13 protein-coding genes are annotated in these 17214 nt (G+C 66.9%); 3 read left to right on the forward strand and 10 right to left on the reverse strand.

Going from position 1 to position 17214, the window contains the following annotated elements; genetic code table 11:
- Positions 1-36: 36 nt before the first annotated feature.
- Genes Tther_RS06585 through uvrB form a run of 3 tightly spaced genes read right to left on the reverse strand, consistent with a single transcriptional unit; the run spans position 37 to position 4807 of the window.
- Positions 37-1983, reverse strand: coding sequence for a sensor histidine kinase (locus Tther_RS06585; RefSeq protein ID WP_143902138.1), 1947 nt, complete (start codon positions 1981-1983; stop codon positions 37-39).
- Positions 1980-2642, reverse strand: coding sequence for a LuxR C-terminal-related transcriptional regulator (locus tag Tther_RS06590; protein ID WP_143902140.1), 663 nt, complete (start codon positions 2640-2642; stop codon positions 1980-1982). Before Tther_RS06590 ends, Tther_RS06585 begins: the two co-directional genes overlap by 4 nt.
- Before the next feature lie 59 nt (positions 2643-2701).
- Positions 2702-4807 (reverse strand): excinuclease ABC subunit UvrB, encoded by a 2106-nt coding sequence (gene uvrB, locus Tther_RS06595; protein ID WP_185975025.1) that lies wholly within the window; start codon positions 4805-4807, stop codon positions 2702-2704.
- Between the two features lie 78 nt (positions 4808-4885).
- Here uvrB and Tther_RS06600 point away from each other — a divergent pair, with 78 nt between their 5' ends.
- The 3 genes from Tther_RS06600 to rsxB all read left to right on the forward strand — a co-directional run bounded on the left by Tther_RS06600 (position 4886) and on the right by rsxB (position 8269).
- On the forward strand, positions 4886-6082 hold the full coding sequence (locus Tther_RS06600) for an amino acid aminotransferase (RefSeq protein WP_143902142.1): 1197 nt from the start codon (positions 4886-4888) through the stop codon (positions 6080-6082).
- Between the two features lie 112 nt (positions 6083-6194).
- Positions 6195-7580: a polyhydroxyalkanoate depolymerase gene (locus Tther_RS06605; RefSeq protein ID WP_143902144.1), complete on the forward strand. Its 1386-nt coding sequence runs from the start codon at positions 6195-6197 to the stop codon at positions 7578-7580.
- The gene (rsxB, locus tag Tther_RS06610) at positions 7577-8269 is read left to right on the forward strand and encodes an electron transport complex subunit RsxB (RefSeq protein ID WP_143902146.1); all 693 of its coding nucleotides are present in this window, start codon (positions 7577-7579) and stop codon (positions 8267-8269) included. The genes Tther_RS06605 and rsxB overlap by 4 nt, the downstream gene beginning before the upstream one ends.
- A 22-nt stretch (positions 8270-8291) precedes the next feature.
- On the opposite strand, the gene Tther_RS06615 is transcribed toward rsxB, so the two are convergent.
- The 7 genes from Tther_RS06615 to Tther_RS06645 form a co-directional block, all read right to left on the reverse strand.
- Positions 8292-8783 carry a VOC family protein gene (locus Tther_RS06615; protein WP_143902148.1) on the reverse strand — a complete coding sequence of 164 codons (492 nt, stop codon included), beginning with the start codon at positions 8781-8783 and terminating at the stop codon, positions 8292-8294.
- Complete coding sequence (accC, locus tag Tther_RS06620; RefSeq protein ID WP_143902150.1) at positions 8780-10843, reverse strand: acetyl-CoA carboxylase biotin carboxylase subunit; 2064 nt, start codon at positions 10841-10843, stop codon at positions 8780-8782. Before accC ends, Tther_RS06615 begins: the two co-directional genes overlap by 4 nt.
- A gap of 20 nt (positions 10844-10863) precedes the next feature.
- Positions 10864-12396, reverse strand: coding sequence for an acyl-CoA carboxylase subunit beta (locus Tther_RS06625; RefSeq protein ID WP_143902152.1), 1533 nt, complete (start codon positions 12394-12396; stop codon positions 10864-10866).
- Positions 12397-12398: 2 nt separating this feature from the next.
- Positions 12399-13475 (reverse strand): methylmalonyl Co-A mutase-associated GTPase MeaB, encoded by a 1077-nt coding sequence (gene meaB, locus Tther_RS06630; protein WP_143902153.1) that lies wholly within the window; start codon positions 13473-13475, stop codon positions 12399-12401.
- Positions 13472-13666, reverse strand: coding sequence for a PIN domain-containing protein (locus Tther_RS06635; protein WP_143902154.1), 195 nt, complete (start codon positions 13664-13666; stop codon positions 13472-13474). The genes meaB and Tther_RS06635 overlap by 4 nt, the downstream gene beginning before the upstream one ends.
- A 151-nt stretch (positions 13667-13817) precedes the next feature.
- On the reverse strand, positions 13818-15989 hold the full coding sequence (gene scpA / locus Tther_RS06640; RefSeq protein WP_143902156.1) for a methylmalonyl-CoA mutase: 2172 nt from the start codon (positions 15987-15989) through the stop codon (positions 13818-13820).
- A 97-nt stretch (positions 15990-16086) separates the two neighbouring features.
- Positions 16087-17010: a cation diffusion facilitator family transporter gene (locus tag Tther_RS06645; protein ID WP_143902158.1), complete on the reverse strand. Its 924-nt coding sequence runs from the start codon at positions 17008-17010 to the stop codon at positions 16087-16089.
- Positions 17011-17214: the final 204 nt, after the last annotated feature.

Consider the following 17214-nt stretch of genomic DNA (forward strand, 5'->3'; position numbering starts at 1 on the left):
GGGTATCCGCAGCGGCGGCGCGGCTTTTGGCCGACATCACAGTTGCCGGCGCAACCAATCGGTGTCGGACTCCGGCGGTTGGCGGCCCGTGGTGAAGGCAAACTCGATGCCCGTGCCGGGATGCGCATCGTAGAACCGCACGCTGGCCCCCATTTTGGCCGCGCGTGTGAGCACATTGCGCAGCCCCCTGCCCTCCGCGGACCGGCGCTCGGGCGGCGGCAGGCCAACGCCGTCATCCTCGATGCTCAGCACGATGTGGTCGTCGCGCACCCAGGTGCTGACCGTGATGCGCTGCGCGTGCGCGTGCTTGACCACGTTGGCAAAAATCTCCTGCAGGCAGCGAAACAGGTGCATGACGCCGCGCGCGTCGAGCGCCTCCACCGGGGGCACGTCCTGCACCTCCCAGCGCAGCTCGATGCCCGCCGACTCGAGCGCCGGCCCCAGGCGCCGGCGCAACGTCCCCAGAATGGCCGGCAGATCGCCCTCCATCGGCTCCAGCGAATCGAGCGCCAGCCGCAGCTCATCCAGCGCGTGCGCCAACATCGTCTCGACCGAGCCGCGATCGACCCCTTCGGGGGCGCTGCGCACCAGGTTGAGCGTTTGCACCAGTTGGCTGCCCAGGCCGTCGTGCATGTCGCGCATCAGGCGGCGGCGCTCATCCTCGATGGCGCGCTGGCGCTCGGCGGCGCGCAGGCGCTGAAACGCCGCGCGCAATTCGCTTTCGCGCTGCGCCACGGTCTGCGCCAGCGTATCGTTGAGCCGGTGCACCGTGCGCGCCCACACCGTGGCGCGGTGCACCAGCACCCAGCCCATGGTGAGCGTGAGCGCCACACCCCCCAGCGGCATCCAGCGCATGTCACCATCGCCCGGCCAGCCGAGTTGCACCACCCCAAAGTCGCGCACCCCGGTGACCAAGGCAAACAGCGCGACCATGGTGACCAGCCGAGCCTCGTCGTGCCAGGCGCGCCGACGCCACAGGTCCCACACGGCCGCCGCCAACGCCACGGCGGCAAACCCGGTCAACCCACCGGCCCACAGGCGCACCAGGGCGTAGTCCTGCGCCCACTGGACCCAGGCGATCCACAGCGGCGTGCCGCCGATGATGGCCCAGGCGCCGCGCCGCACCCAGGTTCGTCGATGGCCCAACAACTCTTGCACCGCGAGGATGAAAAACCCCACAAACGCCCCCAGCGCGACCCGGTTGAGAAAAAAGACCAGCTCGTATCCCAGCGGTGGCTCCAACACCACCAGCATGACGGTGCGCACCGCGTGCGCCACGCTGGCCAGGGCGAAGAGGACGAACAAGCGCTCGCGCAGCGGCCGCCACAAAAACAGCGCCAGCACCGCGATGAACGACGATGTCGCGGCCATGACCCAGCCGGCCGTCACCTGCCACAGCGCCAGCAGCCGGTGCCGCCGCGACAACACATCGTGATCACCCAGTTGCACCGGCGACAGCCCGCTGCGCTCCAGCACCCGCGCGCGCACCTCGATGCGCAGAAGGTTGTCGCCGGACCGCGCTGTCAGCAGCGCCGACGGCAGGGGCACCAGATGGGGCTGGGCGGCTGCCAGCACCGTGTGGTCGGCCGGCGTGTACCACCCCATCTGGGCGACTTCGTGGCCGTTGAGCAACACACGAAAGCGCGTGCCCACGCGTGGCAGCAGCAGGGCCAGCCGGACGTCATCGGGCCGTTCGTAGGCCAACGCCTGGGGCCACGGCAGCTCATAGTCCACCCGGTCCCACCAGGCCGGCCCCTCGTCATCCAGCACATGGGGCAAGGCCACCACGCGCGCGCCGGCCTGTGGATCCAGCGGCAAATGGGCGGTGGCGCGCTGCACGGTGTACACCCCTGGCAACGGGCGCGGCAGGGACACCGCGTGCAACAGGACCAACAGCCCCAGCAGCAGCACCGCCACCCACGGCGACGCCACGGCACGCAGCCGGTCGCGGGGACGCGGCGGCAAGTCGATGGGGTCTGTCACAGCAGACCCCGGGCCTGGGCCGCGCGCACCACCTGGACGCGCGTGCGCACGGCCAGCTTGCGGTAGAGGTTTTTGATGTGGGTGCTGACCGTGGCCACCCCGATGCCCAGGCGCTGCGCAATCTCCTTGTTCACGTATCCCTGGGCGACCAGCCGCAGCACGTCGGTTTCGCGCTCGGACAGCACCGGGGTGGGCCCATCGGCCGCGGCGCTGCCAGGCTCCGTCGCGCGGAATTGCTTGAGCAACATGCGCGCCAGCAGCGGGGAGATCGGTGCCCCGCCGTCGCGTATCTGCTCGATGGCTTCGATCAGTTCATCGGCGGTGCAGCCTTTGAGCACGTAGCCGGTGGCGCCCATCTGCAGCGCGCGGATCAGGCGCGATTCGTCGCCAAAGACCGTAAAGACCAACAGCTCGGCCTCCGGCTTGGCCTCGGCGAGCAGGCGCAGCATGTCCTCGCCGCGCCCGTCGGGCAGCCCCAGATCGACGAGGAACACATCCGCCAGGCTGATGGGGGCCATGACCTCGGCGTGTGCAAAGGTGTCGGAGTAACCGACGAGCCGCCAGCCGGGACGGCGTTTGACGGCTTCCTCCACGAAGCGCAGGATGGTGCGGTCGTCCTCGATCAGATAGATGCGCGTGATGTCTCGCTCTTCTGACATAGATGATATTGTGGCGAATCTGGCCGCCCCCACCACTCCCCCAAATGGGGGAGCGCGCTTCAGCCTGCGATGGCTTCGCTGCCATGCGCCCCCAGCACCCGTTCCTTGAGCCGGGCGAGCTGGTCGCGCACGCGCGCCGCGGCTTCGAACTCCAGGTTGCGCGCGTGTTCGAGCATTTGCTTTTCCAACCGCTTGATCTCACGCGCCAGGTCCTTTTCGTCCATGGTCTCCACCCAGGCGGCGGCCTCGCGCGCCGCGGCCAGGCGTTGGGCGGCCTCGGCTGCCTTGTCGCTGACCACGCCATCGATGAGGTCTTTGATGCGCTTGGTCACCCCGCGTGGCGTCACGCCGTGCGCCGCGTTGTAGGCCAGCTGCTTGGCGCGCCGGCGCTCGGTCTCGTCGATGGCGCGCCGCATGGAGTCGGTGATGGTGTCGGCGTACAAAATCGCCATGCCGTGGAGGTTACGCGCCGCACGGCCGATGGTTTGAATGAGGCTGCGTTCGGCGCGCAAAAAACCCTCTTTGTCGGCGTCGAGGATGGCCACCAGCGACACCTCGGGAATGTCGAGCCCCTCGCGCAACAGGTTGATGCCCACCAGCACGTCGAAGGCGCCCAACCGCAGGTCGCGGATGATTTCCACGCGCTCGACGGTGTCCACGTCCGAGTGCAAATAGCGCACGCGCACGCCGTTTTCGTTCAGGTAGTCGGTGAGTTGTTCGGCCATGCGCTTGGTGAGCGTGGTCACCAGCACGCGCTCGTCGCGCTGCACGCGCAGGCGGATTTCCTGCAGCACGTCGTCCACCTGGTGGGTGGCCGGGCGCACCTCCACCACCGGATCGACCAATCCGGTGGGCCGCACCACCTGCTCCACCACCTGCGAGGATCGGCGCAGCTCGTACTCGCCCGGGGTGGCCGACACGAAGATGACCTGCCGCATGCGCTGCTCGAACTCCTCGAACGTCAGCGGCCGGTTGTCCAGCGCACTGGGCAGGCGAAAGCCATACTCCACCAGCGTCGTCTTGCGCGCCCGGTCGCCGTTGTACATGCCGGCCAGTTGGCCGATCATGACGTGGCTTTCGTCCAAAAACATCAGCGCGTCGCGCGGCAGGTAGTCCGTCAGTGTGCTGGGGGGCTCGCCGGGCGCGGCACCCGAGAGGTGGCGGGTGTAGTTTTCGATCCCCTTGCAGTGCCCCACCTCGACCAGCATCTCCAGGTCGAAGCGGGTGCGCTGCTCCAGCCGCTGCGCCTCCAGCAGCTTGCCCATGGCCACGAGCTCCTTCAAGCGCGCCTCCAGCTCGAGCTTGATGCCCTCCACCGCGCGCAGCACCTGCTCGCGCGGTGTGACGTAGTGGCTGCTGGGATAGACGGTAAAGCGCGCCAGCCGGTGCTGCACGCGCCCGGTCAGCGGGTCGAACAGCGCCAGCGATTCGACCTCGTCGTCGAACAGCTCGATGCGCAGCGCCAGCTCCGAGTGCTCGGCGGGAAAGACATCGATCGTGTCACCGCGCACGCGGAACTTGCCGCGCACGAACTCCTGCTCGTTGCGCTGGTACTGCATGCGCACCAACTGGGCGATGATGTCGCGCTGGCCGATGCGGTCGCCCGTGCGCAGCGTCAGGATCATGCGGTGGTAGTGCTCGGGCTTGCCGATGCCGTAGATGGCGCTGACGGTGGCGACGATAACCACGTCACGCCGCTCCAGCAGGCTCTTGGTGCACGACAGGCGCAGCTGCTCGATGTGCTCGTTGATCGCGCTGTCCTTCTCGATGTAGAGGTCGCGCTGCGGGACGTAGGCCTCGGGCTGGTAATAGTCGTAATAGCTGACAAAGTACTCGACGGCGTTCTTGGGAAAGAACTCGCGAAATTCGCTGTAGAGCTGTGCCGCCAACGTCTTGTTGGGCGCAAAGACGATCGCCGGCCGCCCCAGCCGGGCAATCACATTGGCCATGGTGAAGGTTTTGCCCGAGCCGGTCACGCCCAGCAGGGTCTGGAACACCTCACCATCACGCACCCCTTCGACCAGGCGCTCGATCGCCTCCGGCTGGTCGCCAGCCGGCGGGTACGGCTGGAAAAGCTCGAAGGGCGAGCCGGGAAAGCGCACAAAGGCACCGGCAGCGCCAGGCGCTGCCGCTGGGGCGGATGCCACGGGCATGGGGGTTGACATGGCGGCGGTCGCAGCGGGTGACCCCGCTAAAATGGGGGGAATCTGCGATTATCCAACCGCCCCCAAAGGATTGCACACATGACGCTCTTTTCCGCCGTCGAGATGGCCCCCCGCGACCCGATTCTGGGCCTCAACGAGCAGTTTGCCGCCGATCCCCGCCCCAACAAGGTCAACCTGGGGGTCGGCGTGTACTACGACGACGACGGCAAGCTGCCCTTGCTCAAGTGCGTGCAGGCGGCGGAGCAGCGCCTGATGGAAAAACCCACCCCGCGCGGCTATTTGCCCATCGACGGCATCCCGGCCTACGACAGCGCCGTCAAGGCGCTGGTGTTCGGCGCCGACAGCGCCGTGGTGCGCGAGGGCCGCGTGGCCACCGTGCAGGCGCTGGGTGGCACCGGCGGCCTCAAGATCGGCGCCGACTTCCTGCGCAAGCTCAACCCGGGCGCGCAGGTGCTCATCAGCGACCCGAGTTGGGAAAACCACCGCGCCCTGTTCAGCAACGCCGGTTTTGCCGTCGACACCTACGCCTACTACGATGCCGCCAAGCGCGGCGTGAACCTCGACGGCATGCTGGCCAGCCTGCGTGCCGCCCCGGCGGGCACCATCGTCGTGCTGCACGCCTGCTGCCACAACCCGACGGGCTACGACCTCACCCCCGCCCAATGGGATCAGGTGATCGCCGTGGTGCGCGAGCGCGGCCTGGTGCCGTTCCTCGACATGGCCTACCAAGGCTTTGGCCACGGCATCGCCGAGGATGGCGCGGTGGTGGGCAAGTTCGTCGCCGCGGGGCTGGACGTGTTCGTCGCCACCTCGTTTTCCAAGAGCTTTAGCCTCTACGGCGAGCGCGTGGGCGCGCTGTCGGTGGTCTGCGCCAACCAGGACGAAGCCAACCGCGTGCTGTCCCAGCTCAAGATCGTGGTGCGCACCAACTACTCCAACCCGCCCACGCACGGCGCGGCAATCGTGGCCATGGTGCTCAACACGCCCGAGCTGCGCGCCCTGTGGGAGCAGGAGCTGGGCGAGATGCGCACCCGCATCAAAGCCATGCGCCAGCGCCTCGTCGATGGCCTCAAAGCCGCCGGCGTGCAGCAAGACATGTCTTTCATCACGCAGCAAATCGGCATGTTCAGCTACTCCGGGCTGAGCAAGGAGCAGATGCAGCGCCTGCGCACGGAGTTTGGCGTCTACGGCACCGACACCGGACGCATGTGCGTGGCCGCGCTCAACAGCCGCAACATCGACTACGTCTGCCGGTCGATCGCCGCCGTGCTCTGAACGCGGCCGCGCTGTCCCCGAGGCGACCGCGCTTCGGGGTTGTGCCGCATGGCGGAGCGGGCCACTTCCTGTTATATTTGCTGCACTGCAACATAAAACCGGAGCGACGTCCATGCTGTATCACTTGTACGAGGCCCAACGCGCCCTGATGGAGCCGTTCTCGGACTTCGCGCTGGTCACCGCCAAGCTGTTTTCCAACCCCACGTCGCCGCTGGCGCAGACCCCGTTTTCGCAGCGCATCGCTGCCTCATACAACCTGCTGCACCGCTTGGGCAAGGACTACGAAAAGCCCGAGTTCGGCATCCGCAGCGTGGACATCGAGGGCGTGCATGTTGCCATCCACGAGCGCGTGGAGATCGACAAGCCGTTTTGCGAGCTGCGGCGCTTCAAGCGCTACGCCGACGATCCCCAAACGCTGCTGCGCCTGAAGGAGCAGCCCGTGGTGCTGATCGTGGCGCCGCTGTCGGGCCACTACGCGACGCTGCTGCGTGACACGGTGCGCACCATGCTGCGCGACCACAAGGTCTACATCACCGACTGGAAAAACGCGCGCACCGTGCCGTTGTCGCAGGGGGACTTCCACCTCGACGACTATGTGAACTACGTGCAGGAGTTCATCCGCTACCTGCAACGGCAATACGGCAACTGCCACGTCATGAGCGTGTGCCAGCCCACCGTCCCGGTGCTGGCGGCGGTGTCGCTGATGGCCAGCCGCGGCGAGCGCACCCCGTTGTCGATGACCATGATGGGCGGCCCGATCGACGCCCGCCGCTCACCGACCGCGGTCAACAACCTGGCCGTGCAGCGCAGCTACGAGTGGTTCGAAAACAACGTGATCTACCGCGTGCCGGCGGGCTTCCCTGGCGAGGGGCGGCGTGTGTACCCCGGCTTTTTGCAGCACGCCGGCTTCATCGCCATGAACCCGGACCGGCACGTCAACAGCCACTACGACTACTTCCTGCACCTCATCCAGGGCGACAACGAAAGCGCCGAGGCACACCGCCAGTTCTATGACGAGTACAACGCCGTGCTCGACATGGACGCCAACTATTACCTGGAGACGATACGCACGGTGTTTCAGGAATTCAAGCTGGTGCACGGTACCTGGGACGTGCGCGCGCCCGACGGCAGCCTGGAGCGGGTGCGCCCGCAGGATATCCGCAACGTCGGGCTGCTGACGGTCGAAGGCGAGCTCGACGACATTTCCGGCAGCGGCCAGACGCGCGCGGCGCACGACCTGTGCACCGGGATTGCGCCACAGGCCCGCCAGCATTTCGAGGTCGAGGGCGCTGGTCACTACGGCATTTTCAGCGGCCGGCGCTGGCGCGAAAAGGTCTACCCGGTGGTGCGCGATTTCATCCGTTCCCACCAACCGCATGCGGGGGGCGGCGACTTGGCATCGGCGCAGGCCGAGGCCGACCTGCTGGCATCGGCCATCCAGCGCGACGACACGGTGGATACGCGCCACCGTCGGCGTCGCGCAGCCCCGGACGCATGAGCCAGCGCGCCGAGCCCGACGCCACGGCGGCACTGGCGCAGCGCATCGACGACGCGCTGCCGCAAACGCAGTGCACCCGCTGCGGCTACCCGGATTGCCACCACTACGCGGAGGCCGTTGCGCGCGGCGACGCCGACATCAACCAGTGCCCGCCCGGTGGTGAGGCGGGGGTACGGCGTTTGGCGGCGCTTACCGGGCGCCCCTACCAGCCGCTCAACCCCGCGCACGGCACGGAAGGCCCGCTGCGCGTGGCGGTGATCGATGAAACCTGGTGCATAGGCTGCACGCTGTGCCTCAAGGCCTGCCCCACCGATGCCATCGTGGGCGCCCACAAACGCATGCACACGGTGATCGAGGCGTACTGCACCGGCTGCGACTTGTGCGTGCCGGTTTGCCCCGTGGACTGCATAGCGATGGTGGACGTCAGCGACGGCCGCACCGGCTGGGCGGCCTGGTCCCCCGCGCAGGCCCAACAGGCGCGCCAGCGCTACCAGGCCCGGCAGCAGCGCCTGGCGCGCGCCGCCGACGAACATGCCGAGCGCCGCCTGGCCCAAGCCGAAGCCAAGCTGGCCGATCTGGCCGCCCACTCCAAGCACACCGACGCGGCCGTGCTCGAGCGCAAGCGGGCGTTGGTCGAAGCCGCGATCGCCAAGGCGCGCGCGGCCCGCGCAGCCGCACCACGCCCCTGACGGCGCACACGCGCGGGCCCACTCAAGCGCGGGCCGCTTGGTCGGCCAGCGCGCGGAAGGCCTGAACGACTTCGGGCGGCGCTTGCACCAGCTCAATCAACACCCCTTCGCCGCCGATCGGGAAGTCATCGTTGCCCTTGGGGTGGATGAAGCAGATGTCAAACCCGGCCGCGCCCTTGCGGATGCCCCCGGGGGCAAAGCGCACCCCCTGCGCACCCAACCATTCGACGGCGCGCGGCAAATCGTCCACCCACAGGCCGACATGGTTGAGCGGGGTGGCGTGCACCGCGGGCTTTTTTTCCGGGTCGAGCGGCTGCATCAGGTCCACCTCGACTTTGAACGGCCCCGCGCCGGTGGCGCAGATGTCCTCGTCGACGTTTTCGCGCTCGCTCACGAAGGTGCCCGTCACCTCCAGCCCGAACAGCTCCACCCACAGCCGGCGCAGCCGCGCCTTGTCAGGGCCACCGATGGCAATCTGCTGCACCCCCAGCACCTGAAACGGCCGCGCGCTCATCGTTCGAACTCCACGATCGGCTGGTCCACCACCAGCGATTCGCCTTTTTGGGCCAGCACCTTGGCCACCACGCCATCGGCGGCGGCAAACAGCACGTTTTCCATCTTCATGGCTTCGATGACGGCCACGCGCTCGCCCGCCTGCACGCGCTGGCCGGGCTGGACGGCCACGTCCACCAGCAGCCCCGGCATGGGCGACAGCACGTAGCGGCTCATGTCCGGCGGCGCCTTGTAGGGCATCAGGCGGTAGAGCTCGGCCATGCGCGGCGAGACGACCAGGCACTCCATCCGGGTGCCGTTGTGCTGCACCACCAGGGCCAGCGGATTTTTGCTCGTGCCGCGTTCCACCTGCGCGGTAAAGGGCGTGCCGTTGACTTCGCCCGTGATGACGATGTCGTTGAGGCGCGAGGTGGAGGTGATTTTGTAGCGCCGCGCCGCGTCGCCCTGCCCCACCAGCACGCTGGCGTAGCCGGTCTCGCCGACGAATTCGTCCACGTGCACCGGGATGTAGCCGTGGTGCCCGTTGGCCGCCAGACGTATGACGGTGTAGTCCTTGCCAACCTTGACCCCGTAGCCCGGCAGTTGGCCGCTGATGGAGGCGGCGCGCTCGCGCGATTTGCGCCGCACGAAGGCCGCCAGCGCCACGAGGAAGTGCTCGTCGGCGTGTGGCACGTCTTCGGCGCGAAAGCCGCTGCCGTAGTGCTGCGCGATGAAGCCGGTGTTGAAACGCCCGGCGACGAAATCGGGGTGCGCCAGCAGCGCGGCCTGAAACGGGATGTTGCTGTTGATGCCACGGATGACGAAGCCGTTGAGCGCCTCACGCATCTTGGCAATCGCATCCATGCGATCCTTGCCGTGCACGATGAGCTTGGCGATCATCGAGTCGTAGTACATCGGGATTTCGCCGCCCTCGAACACGCCCGTGTCCACGCGCACGCCGTAGCGGTGCGCGGTGTCGGCCTGCCACATGGTTTCGGTCGGCGGCTTGAAGTGCACCAATCGGCCCGTGGAGGGCAAAAAGTTGCGAAACGGGTCCTCGGCGTTGATGCGGCACTCGATCGCCCAGCCCTCGCGCTTGACATCGGCCTGCGTCAGCGGCAGCGGCTCACCGGCGGCGATGCGGATCATCAGCTCCACCAGGTCCAACCCGGTGATGCACTCGGTCACCGGGTGCTCCACCTGCAAGCGGGTGTTCATTTCCAGGAAGTAAAAGCTCTGGTCCTTGCCGACCACGAACTCCACCGTGCCCGCGCTTTGGTACTGCACCGCTTTGGCCAGCGCGACGGCCTGCTCGCCCATGGCGCGGCGCGTGGCGTCGCTGATGAACGGGCTGGGGGCCTCCTCGATCACCTTTTGGTGGCGGCGCTGGATCGAGCACTCGCGCTCGTTGAGGTAGATGACGTTGCCGTGGGCGTCGCCCAACACCTGGATTTCGATGTGGCGCGGCTCCTCGACGAACTTCTCGATGAACACACGATCGTCGCCAAAGCTGTTGCGCGCCTCGTTGCGGCAGGAGGTAAAGCCCTCCAGCGCCTCCTTGTCGTTGTAGGCCACGCGCAGGCCCTTGCCACCGCCGCCGGCGCTGGCTTTGATCATCACGGGATAGCCGATGCCGCGCGCAATCTCCACCGCCTGCTCGGCCGACTCGATGGGGTCGTTCCAGCCCGGGATGGTGTTGACGCCGGCCTCCTGGGCGAGCTTTTTGGAGGCGATTTTGTCGCCCATGGCCGCGATGCTGTGGTGCTTGGGGCCGATGAACACCAGCCCCTCCTCCTCGACGCGGCGGGCGAAATCCTCGTTTTCCGACAAAAAGCCGTAGCCGGGGTGGATGGCCTGCGCGCCGGTTTGCTTGGCCGCGGCAATGATCTTGTCGGCCACCAGGTAGCTCTCGCGGCTGGGCGCCGGGCCGATGCACACCGCCTCGTCGGCCAGGCGCACGTGACGGGCCTCGCGGTCGGCCTCGGAATACACCGCCACGGTGGCGATGCCCATTTTGCGTGCGGTGGCGATGACGCGGCAAGCGATTTCGCCGCGGTTGGCAATCAGGATCTTGTTGAACATGGTGCGTGTCCCCCTCGGCGTCACAGCGGAATGTTGCCGTGCTTGCGCCACGGGTTTTCCAACTTCTTGTCTTTGAGCATGACCAGCGAGCGGCAGATGCGCTTGCGGGTTTCGTGCGGCAGGATCACGTCGTCGATGTAGCCGCGCTCGGCCGCGACGAAGGGGTTGGCAAAGCGCCGCTTGTATTCCGCCTCGCGCTCGGCCAGCTTGGCCGGGTCCTTCTTGTCTTCGCGGAAGATGATTTCCACCGCGCCCTTGGCGCCCATGACGGCGATTTCCGCGTTGGGCCAGGCCAGGTTGACGTCACCGCGCAGGTGCTTGGAGGCCATCACGTCGTACGCGCCGCCATAGGCCTTGCGCGTGATGACGGTGATTTTGGGCACCGTGGCCTCGGCGTAGGCATACAGCAGCTTGGCGCCGTGCTTGATGATGCCGCCGTACTCCTGCGCCGTACCGGGCATGAAGCCCGGCACGTCCACGAAGGTGATGACCGGAATGTGAAAGGCGTCGCAAAAGCGCACGAAGCGCGCGGCCTTGATGCTGCTCTTAATGTCCAGGCAGCCCGCCAGCACCAGCGGCTGGTTGGCCACGATGCCGACCGTCTGCCCGTCCATGCGCGCAAAGCCGACGATGATGTTTTTGGCGTAGTCGGGCTGGATCTCGAAGAAGTCGCCGTCATCGACGGTCTTGAGGATCAGCTCCTTCATGTCGTACGGCTTGTTGGGGTTGTCCGGCACCAGGGTGTCCAGACTGAGCTCCATGCGGTCGATGGGGTCGCCGCTTGGGCGCACCGGCGCCTTCTCGCGGTTGGACAGCGGCAGGTAGTTGAACAGACGGCGCACCATCAGCAGCGCTTCGACGTCGTTGTCGAAGGCGCGGTCGGCCACGCCGCTCTTGGTGGTGTGGGTCAGTGCCCCACCCAGTTCCTCGGCGGTCACTTCCTCGTGCGTCACGGTCTTGACCACCTCGGGGCCGGTGACGAACATGTAGGAGGTGTCCTGCACCATGAAGATGAAGTCCGTCATCGCCGGCGAATAGACCGCCCCGCCCGCGCACGGCCCCATGATGACGCTGATCTGCGGAATGACGCCGGAGGCCAGCACATTGCGCTGGAACACCTCGGCATAGCCACCGAGTGACGCCACCCCTTCCTGGATGCGCGCACCGCCCGAGTCGTTGAGACCGATGACCGGCGCGCCGACCTTCATCGCCTGGTCCATGATCTTGCAGATCTTCTCGGCGTGCGCCTCGGACAGGGCACCGCCGAAGACGGTGAAATCCTGGCTGAACACGAACACCAGCCGCCCATTGATCATGCCGTAGCCGGTGACCACGCCGTCACCCGGGATTTTTTGCTCCGCCATGCCAAAGTCGGTGCAGCGGTGCTCGACGAACATGTCCCACTCTTCGAAGGTGCCTTCGTCGAGCAGCACTTCGATGCGCTCACGCGCCGTGAGCTTGCCTTTGGCGTGCTGGGCGTCGATGCGCTTTTGTCCGCCGCCCAGGCGGGCAGCGGCGCGCTTGCGCTCGAGCTGTTCGAGAATTTCGTGCATGGTCACAGGCTCCGATCGTTCAGACAGAGGGGTTCAGGGACGTCGCCGCCTGCCGGCGGCGGCGCGGAAAGAAACGCACCGAGCAGTTCACGCGCGGCGGCCGAGGCCACGACCTGGCCCGCCAATACCGCGTCCAGCAGGGCGGGCAGGCGCTGCCGAACCGCCGGGTGCTGGGCAAAGGCCTCGCGCAGGCCGCTGTCGATGCGATCCCACATCCAGGCGCGCGCCTGGCGCTGGCGTCGGGCGGCCAAGCGCCCGTTGGCCGTTTGCAGGCGCCGGTAGTCGCTGACCGCCTGCCAGAAGGCATCCACCCCGCGGCCCTGCAGCGCGCTGAGCTGGATCACGCGCGGATGCCACAACGTGTCGTCGTGGTGGGCGGTGTCAGGGCGGCCATGCAGGCCCAGCAGGCGCAGCGCCGAGGTGATTTGCGCCTGCGCGCGCGTGGCGGCGTCCGGGTCGAGGTCGGCCTTGTTGATGACGACCAGGTCCGCCAGCTCCATGATGCCCTTTTTGATGGCCTGCAAGTCATCGCCGGCATTGGGCAGCTGCAGCACGCAAAACATATCGGTCATGTCGGCCACCGCGGTTTCGCTTTGGCCAACGCCGACGGTCTCGACGATGACGATGTCGTAGCCGGCGGCCTCGCACACCAACATGGCCTCGCGCGTCTTGGCCGCGACCCCGCCGAGGTTGCCGCTGCTTGGACTTGGGCGGATGTAGGCACGCTCGTGCACGGACAGCTTTTCCATGCGCGTCTTGTCGCCCAGGATCGAGCCGCCCGAGACGCTGCTGCTGGGATCGACCGCCAGCACGGCCACGCGGTGCCCCTGGCCGATCAGGTACAAGCCCAGCGCCTCGATGAAGGTGCTCTTGCCCACCCCGGGCACGCCGCTGATGCCCAGGCGAAACGCCTGCCCGGTGTGCGGCAACAGGGCGTTGAGCAGCGCATCCGCATCGCGCCGATGGTCGGGCCGGGTGGACTCGAGCAGCGTGATGGCCTTGGCCATCGCCCGCCGCTGTTGGGGGGGCGTGCCGTGCAGCACGTCGGCCAGGAGGCGGGAGGCTTGCAGCGCGCTCATGCCGCCCAGTTCTCCAGCTTCAGGCCGTCGATGCGCTCGAACTCCCGGGTGTTGTGGGTGACCAGCACCGCATCCAAAGCCAGTGCCGAGATGGCCAACTCATGGGGCTCAACGGCGCGAAACCTGGCCGTGACCGCGGGGTAGCGCCTCGAAATGAAGTAGGCGCAGATGTTGGTGTCCAGGAAATACATGCCTATCAGTCCAGGCGCACCGGATCACCCAGGCCTGCGCGGTCGCGCTCGATGTGCTCGGGCATGCCCTCAAAACCGTCGAGCACCCTTTCCATCATGGCTCGCCCTTTTTGATTGAGTACATATCAAAAATGTATACCCAATCCACCCATCACGCCGCACCCGCTGAGGCCACGGCCTTTTTGATGTGCTCCAGCACATCTTTGGCGCTGGCCGGGATGGGGGTGCCGGGCCCGTAGATGCCCTTGACGCCGGTTTGGTACAGAAATTCGTAATCCTGGCGCGGAATGACGCCACCGACGAAGACGATGATGTCATCCGCCCCCTGCTTGCGCAGTTCCTCGATGATGGCGGGCACCAGGGTTTTGTGCCCGGCGGCAAGCGTGCTGATGCCCACGGCGTGGACGTCGTTTTCGATCGCCTGGCGCGCACACTCCTCCGGGGTCTGGAACAGCGGGCCCATGTCCACGTCGAAGCCCAGGTCGGCGTAGGCCGTGGCCACCACTTTGGCGCCGCGGTCGTGCCCGTCCTGGCCCAGCTTGGCGATCATCACGCGCGGGCGCCGGCCGTGCTGTTCGGCAAAGGCGGCGATCTCCTGCTGGAGCTTGGCCCACCCTTCGGCGGAATCGTAGGCAGCGGCGTACACCCCGGTCACCTTTTGCGTATCGGCGCGGTGGCGCCCAAACACCTTTTCGAGTGCGTCCGACACCTCGCCCACCGTGGCGCGCAGCCGCATGGCTTCGATCGACAGGGCCAGCAAATTGCCCTGCCCGGACGCAGCGCAGGCGGTCAGCGCATCGAGCGCGCGCTGCACGGCCGCTTGATCGCGCGTGGCACGAATGCGCTGCAGGCGCGCGATCTGCGCTTCGCGCACTTTGAGGTTGTCCACCTCCAGGATTTCGACCGGGTCTTCCTTGTCGAGCCGGTATTTGTTGACCCCGACGATGACGTCCTTACCCGAGTCGATGCGCGCCTGCTTTTCGGCGGCGCTGGCTTCGATTTTGAGCTTGGCCCAACCGCTGGACACCGCCTGCGTCATGCCGCCCATGGCGTCCACCTCTTCGATGATGGCCCAAGCTTTGTCCGCCATCTCCTGCGTGAGCTTTTCCATCATGTAGGAGCCCGCCCAGGGGTCGATGACGCGGGTGATGTGCGTCTCCTCCTGCAAAATCAACTGTGTGTTGCGCGCAATGCGCGCGGAAAACTCGGTCGGCAGCGCAATCGCCTCGTCGAACGAATTGGTGTGCAGGGACTGCGTGCCGCCAAACACCGCGGCCATGGCCTCGATGGTGGTGCGCACGATGTTGTTGTAGGGGTCTTGCTCGGTCAGGGACCAGCCGCTGGTCTGGCAGTGGGTGCGCAGCATCAGGCTCTTGGGGTTCTTGGCGCCAAAGCCCTTCATGATGCGGCACCACAGCAGCCGCGCCGCACGCATCTTGGCGATCTCCAGGTAAAAGTTCATCCCGATCGCCCAGAAGAAACTCAGGCGCCCGGCGAACTCGTCCACATCCAGCCCCTTGGCCAGCGCCGTCTTGACGTACTCCTTGCCGTCGGCCAGCGTGAAGGCCAGCTCCAGCGCCTGGTTGGCGCCGGCCTCCTGCATGTGGTAGCCGGAGATCGAGATCGAGTTGAACTTGGGCATGTGCCGGCTCGTGTACTCGATGATGTCGCCGATGATGCGCATCGAGGGCTCGGGCGGGTAGATGTAGGTGTTGCGGACCATGAACTCCTTGAGGATGTCGTTCTGGATGGTCCCCGAGAGCTGCTCCTGGCGCACGCCCTGCTCTTCCGCCGCCACCACATAGCCGGCCAGCACCGGCAACACGGCGCCATTCATCGTCATCGAGACGCTGACCTTGTCCAGCGGAATGCCCTCAAAGAGGATCTTCATGTCCTCCACGCTGTCGATGGCCACGCCGGCCTTGCCCACGTCGCCGACCACGCGCGGGTTGTCGCTGTCATAGCCGCGGTGCGTGGCCAGGTCGAAGGCCACGCTCACCCCTTGGGCACCGGCCGCGAGCGCCTTGCGGTAGAAGGCGTTGGACTCCTCGGCCGTGGAAAAACCCGCGTACTGGCGGATGGTCCAGGGCCGCACCGTGTACATCGTGGCCTGCGGGCCGCGGATGAACGGCTCGAACCCTGGCAAGGTGTTGGTGTAGGGCAAGCCCTGCAGATCTTCGGCGGTGTAGAGCGGCTTGACCGCAATGCCTTCGGGCGTATGCCAGATCAGCGCATCGACGTCGCCCCCAGGCGCGGATTTGGCGGCCGCTTTGCGCCAGTCATCCAGGGTCGCGGGCTTGAACTCGGGGCTGTTGGTGGTCATGACGCGCTCTCTCCAGACATCGGTTTCCAGTATACATCATTCATAATTATGGAATCGCCGAGGTGACGCCGCGATGCAGCGGCGTCACCGGCCCGCGTCAGTGCGGCGCATCGCAGGCGGGGCCAAACGGGGCGCGCATGACCTGCAGCGTCACGTGCGTGATCTCGAAGTGCTCGTGCAGCGCATCGGTCGCGTGCTGCAAAAAGGCGTCGTCGCCGCCACCGTCGGGCATCACGAGGTGCGCGCTCAAGGCCACGCGCCCGGTGCCGGGCGCCCAGATGTGCAGGTCGCGCACCTCCGCCACACCCGGCAAATCCGCCAGCAGCGCGCGCACGGCCGCCGGGTCCACGCTTGCCGGCACACCGTCGAACAGCAGGTGCAGCGACTGCCGAAACAGCCCCCAGGTGCCCACCAGAATGACCGCAGCGATCACAAGGCTCACCACCGGGTCGAGCCAGCGCCAGCCCATCCAGAGCGTGAGCGCGCCCGCGACGACCACGCCGAGCGACACCAGCGCATCGGCCGCCATGTGCAAAAACGCGCCGCGGATGTTGAGATCCGATGCGCCGCCGCGCATGAACAGCAAGGCGGTGGCCGTGTTGATGACGATGCCCACCCCGGCCACCGCCATGATGGTCACGCCCTGCGCTTGCGCCACGCCCTCACCGGCCAGCAGCCGGCCGGTGGCCTCCCACGCCAGGCCGCCGATGGCCGCAAGCAGCAACACCGCGTTGGCAAAGGCCGCCAGCACCGAGGCCCGCTGCCACCCCCAGGTGTGGCGCGCATTGGGCTTGAGGCGCGCGGCAAACGCGCCCGCCCAGGCCAGCACCAGGCCGGCGACATCGCTGAGGTTGTGCCCGGCGTCGGCCAGCAGCGCCAGTGAATCGACCTTCCAGCCGTAAAACGCCTCGATCAGCACGAAGCCGATGTTGAGACCGATGCCGATGGCAAACGCCCGGTCGAAATGGGCTGGTGCGTGGCTGTGGGCGTGGGCGTGAGCATGGGTGTGGACTTCGGACATGGAACGGGTCAGGAAGGGCAGGCTCATTCCGCGCGGCGCAGAACGCCGTGCAGATCGGTGCCGGGGGCCACCGTGTTGATTGTGCAACCTCTTTTCTGTAAATTTCCGGTTGGGTGGTCATGACAACCGGGTTACAGGTTGAAGTTGAGATAGACCTTGCCGGTCAGCCACTCGTCGTCGAGTTCGGCGAGCATTGCGGAAACC

Origin of the sequence: Tepidimonas thermarum, assembly GCF_007556705.1 — a bacterium.
In the GTDB taxonomy this organism is placed as follows: Bacteria; Pseudomonadota; Gammaproteobacteria; order Burkholderiales; family Burkholderiaceae_C; genus Tepidimonas; species Tepidimonas thermarum.

Bases quoted from the DNA above. Each gene is read 5' to 3' on its own strand.
- Tther_RS06605 (WP_143902144.1), top strand. From the start codon at position 6,195: ATGCTGTATCACTTGTACGAGGCCCAACGCGCCCTGATGGAGCCGTTC.
- Tther_RS06635 (WP_143902154.1), bottom strand. From the start codon at position 13,666: ATGTATTTCCTGGACACCAACATCTGCGCCTACTTCATTTCGAGGCGC.
- scpA (WP_143902156.1), bottom strand. From the start codon at position 15,989: ATGACCACCAACAGCCCCGAGTTCAAGCCCGCGACCCTGGATGACTGG.
- rsxB (WP_143902146.1), top strand. From the start codon at position 7,577: ATGAGCCAGCGCGCCGAGCCCGACGCCACGGCGGCACTGGCGCAGCGC.
- uvrB (WP_185975025.1), bottom strand. From the start codon at position 4,807: ATGTCAACCCCCATGCCCGTGGCATCCGCCCCAGCGGCAGCGCCTGGC.
- Tther_RS06590 (WP_143902140.1), bottom strand. From the start codon at position 2,642: ATGTCAGAAGAGCGAGACATCACGCGCATCTATCTGATCGAGGACGAC.
- Tther_RS06645 (WP_143902158.1), bottom strand. From the start codon at position 17,010: ATGTCCGAAGTCCACACCCATGCTCACGCCCACGCCCACAGCCACGCA.
- accC (WP_143902150.1), bottom strand. From the start codon at position 10,843: ATGTTCAACAAGATCCTGATTGCCAACCGCGGCGAAATCGCTTGCCGC.
- Tther_RS06625 (WP_143902152.1), bottom strand. From the start codon at position 12,396: ATGCACGAAATTCTCGAACAGCTCGAGCGCAAGCGCGCCGCTGCCCGC.
- meaB (WP_143902153.1), bottom strand. From the start codon at position 13,475: ATGAGCGCGCTGCAAGCCTCCCGCCTCCTGGCCGACGTGCTGCACGGC.
- Tther_RS06615 (WP_143902148.1), bottom strand. From the start codon at position 8,783: ATGAGCGCGCGGCCGTTTCAGGTGCTGGGGGTGCAGCAGATTGCCATC.
- Tther_RS06600 (WP_143902142.1), top strand. From the start codon at position 4,886: ATGACGCTCTTTTCCGCCGTCGAGATGGCCCCCCGCGACCCGATTCTG.